Annotated in this window: 2 protein-coding genes, 1 tRNA gene and 1 pseudogene; 3 read left to right on the forward strand and 1 reads right to left on the reverse strand. The window is 62.8% G+C overall.

The features are described from left to right. Together QOH60_RS24910 and QOH60_RS24915 are read left to right on the forward strand one after the other, a co-directional pair. Window positions 1-330, forward strand: a 330-nt coding sequence (locus tag QOH60_RS24910; protein ID WP_526424561.1) for a hypothetical protein, incomplete at its 5' end; no start/stop codon positions are given. A gap of 44 nt (window positions 331-374) precedes the next feature. Beyond that, window positions 375-446 (forward strand) — tRNA-Val (locus QOH60_RS24915). Window positions 447-474: 28 nt separating this feature from the next. Here the strand turns inward: QOH60_RS24915 and QOH60_RS24920 are convergent. Further along, a complete protein-coding gene (locus QOH60_RS24920; protein ID WP_526424562.1) occupies window positions 475-2,310 on the reverse strand; it encodes a serine/threonine-protein kinase in 1,836 nt (611 codons plus the stop codon). A 523-nt stretch (window positions 2,311-2,833) separates the two neighbouring features. Between QOH60_RS24920 and QOH60_RS24925 the strand changes: the two are divergent. Next, window positions 2,834-3,206, forward strand: a pseudogene (locus QOH60_RS24925) (hypothetical protein); the annotation flags it as partial.

Here is a 3,206-nt window from a genome sequence, read left to right on the forward strand (position 1 = left end):
AACGGTGGCAAAGCGATACTTTCCACTGAGTTGACGTCGCCGGACGAGCGGGGCGCGACATGCAAGGACACCATCGAAAAGGTTGGCCCAGCCGCGGCGGACGCGTGGGGCGGCACGTTCGATCCAAGCAGTATCCAGTCCGTTACCGTCGACGGTGAGTCCGGCTCGCGAGGGAATCCGGAGCTCAAAGACATTGGGACCGGGGAACGAGTCGGCGCAATTCTGTGCGTCCGGCATCACGACGCCGAGTATCTATTCACTTACTTTGGCATGGCTGATCCCGGTAAACAGGACGTCGAGGCGATCATCGGCTCATGGAAGTGGAAATAGGGATTTCTCGCCACGGGCGCCCAGCCGGTAGCCTCTCCCCGCACGGGCGCGTAGCTCAGTGGTAGAGCTCTGGTTTTACACACCAGCGGTCGGCGGTTCGATACCGTCCGCGCCCACAACTGGCCCCGCATCAGGGCTGCGCGCTTAGTTGTATTCGCTGCTGTCCTGCGGACCGTGAGTCGTGCTGATCAGCTTCGCGTAGCAGTGGTCGCGATCGCGACCCTGGCTCGCGCACCATGCCAAGGCATCGTGGTAGTCCGGCGAGTATTGCCCGGCAATGGTGACCCAATACCCACGGTTTGCGTCGAATGTGGACCAGTCAGGCGACCACAACAGCAAGACACCGGGGGATTCGCCCCAACGTGCGCGGAGCTGCTGATGTTCGTTCAATATCGCGACGTAATCCCACACGACCTCCTCAGCGCGCAGACCGTTGTACTTCGAACTCAATTGTGGGACCCAGCGATCTCTGAGCCACTTCAGCGCCAGCGGGCGGTCGGACGCCGCTATCTGCTGTAGCTGCCCGAGCGCGGCCGACTGCGGATCTGGGATTGGTGGCGTCGTGATCGAGGGGCTCGGCGTGGTTGTCGGGGTTGACCTCGGAGTCGCGGTGACCGTAGGAGGCGCCGGAAGTTCACCATTCCCCAGCGGGATGTCGATCCCGGCTCGGGCTTCTGCCTCCGTGTAGGTCGACTCGCTCTGTCGTCCGACACGTACGCGGTAGAATTTCGCCCCGGCCGGGACGTCGTCGATCTCCAGGCGCAGAATGCACGAATCCTGTTGCTTGTCACTGCTTTTCAGTGATCCCTTTGCCAGCACGGTTCCTGCCTCGTTCGCGGCGATAACCGGGGCATCGGGGCCGACGTCCGCATAGGTGCTTGTGCCCGCACAGTGATATCTATTCGACAGGCCGGTGGTCGTGAAGCTGTTTCCGGTCAGATGCACGGAGCCGTTGAGGACGAACGACTGATTGGTTTCGGGCGTTGTGAGCGCTCTCAGGCCGAAATACGTGCCGACGCATATGGCCAGGAATAATGCCGCACCGGCCAGCGCGAAAACCTGGCGCGGGTGTCGCGCCGGAGTGGTAGGTCGCGGCGCGGTCATTGCGGTGGGCGCGGACACCGAAAAAGCGGTCGGTGTTCCGTTCGCCGAATCCGCCAGCGCGCGGGCGAATTCGGAACAGGTGGCAAACCGGTCGCCAGGGTTCTTGGCCAGAGCTTTGAACACCGCCGCATCGATCAACGCAAGATCGGGATTCCGAGCGGCAAGTGGTGGCGGATGCGCGTTGAGATGCGCGTTGATGATGACGGCAGGGTTGGAGTTGGAAAACATCGGCACGCCGCCGAGGAGGTGATACGCGGTAGCGCCGAGCGCGTATTGGTCCGCGCGCCCGTCAAGCGACAACCCCATCAGCTGTTCAGGCGCGCAGTAGGCAATTGTCCCGACGGTGATGTTGGTGGCGGTGAGGTCACTGGCATCCCCGACGTCTCGTGCAACGCCGAAGTCGCTCAGCAGGATTCGTCGCTCACCATTGTCGGGATGTGCGACAAGAATGTTGGCTGGCTTGATGTCCCGGTGCAGCAGTCCCCTCGCATGTGCGTAATCAAGGGCGCCCCCCACGGCCTTGATGATGTCGATGACCATCGGTAGCGGCATGCCCCGCGGATACTGATGGTGCAGCATCCGGCCGGCATCAGTGCCGAAGATGTAATCCATCGAGATCCACAGCCGACTATCGAATTCGCCACAGTCGTGGATTCCGACGATGTGCTGATGAAACAACTTGGCCGCCAGTTCGGCTTCGCGGTTAAACCTTTGGCGGTATCCAGGTTCGGCCGAGATGTTCGCGCGCAGCACTTTAAGCGCGTCCTGGCGCGGCAATCGGGGATGCTGGGCGAGGTAAACCTCACCCATACCCCCGGTGCCGAGTAACCGCAGGATCGAATAGCCTGCGAATTCAGTTCCGCCGGCTAACGGCATGTCTGAACTTTACCCAGCGAGCGGACAGCGATAACGTCGCGTGGCAATTATTGCGTCTCGCTGTGGCCGACGGTGCGCACAGCTCTAGCGCGACGCCGTCGGAGTTGCGGAAACTCAAATCCGAGCCGTAGCCCGCCTCGACGATCCCGCGTAGCTGACGGTGAGCGCGTCGAGCGAGACCTTGCTGAAGCGCAAAAATATGCGGCGCCGTCGATCGCTCGCGGGCCAGCGGCAGAGGCTGCCCAGGCGCCAGCCTCGCTCCGCAACTGTCGAACCACGCTTGCCCAACAATGCTTTCCATCGAATTCGCCACGAAGCTCGCGCACTGAACAGTTTGCGAAACTCGTTTCGTCAGCAAACGACCTAGCGGGCCTAAGGGCAGTCAACCGGCCGTCCTGGCCCGCCGCGGCAATTGCATGGCGTCGGCAGGAAAGCCTCTCCAGGTTCGCTCAAAGTCCTTCCCTGGCGTGATCTGCGTCACTACGATCACTCTGGCCGGTCCGACCGGTGGCAGGAGATAGCGATGACGAGCGAACGAGACACAGAGGCCACCGGAGTCGAAGGCCGGCTGGAGTGGCTGCGGAAATCGGTGGTCACGGAGCCGGCAGGCGCCGCGGAAGCCGCATGGGCGTGGGTGGACGACCTATCCGAGCGCGCCAAGAGCGACGGCGATGCCGCCGACGAGGAACTCAACGAGTTGTTCCGGCTCGGCACGCCGCCGACAGACCTGGACGGGCCCACCGAAGGCATGCTCGTCATGACGACCACCAACCCAGCTCTGGACATGGCCGTGCGGGCAGTGACCGCGCTGTGGATGCCGTGGCAGGGCAAGCGGTTCGATTCCGACTCGGCCACCGGCGACAACCGGCTGACGCGAAGCACCGGGCTGGTGTCCA

The sequence above is a fragment of the Mycobacterium sp. genome, assembly GCF_032159765.1.
GTDB lineage: Bacteria > Actinomycetota > Actinomycetes > Mycobacteriales > Mycobacteriaceae > Mycobacterium.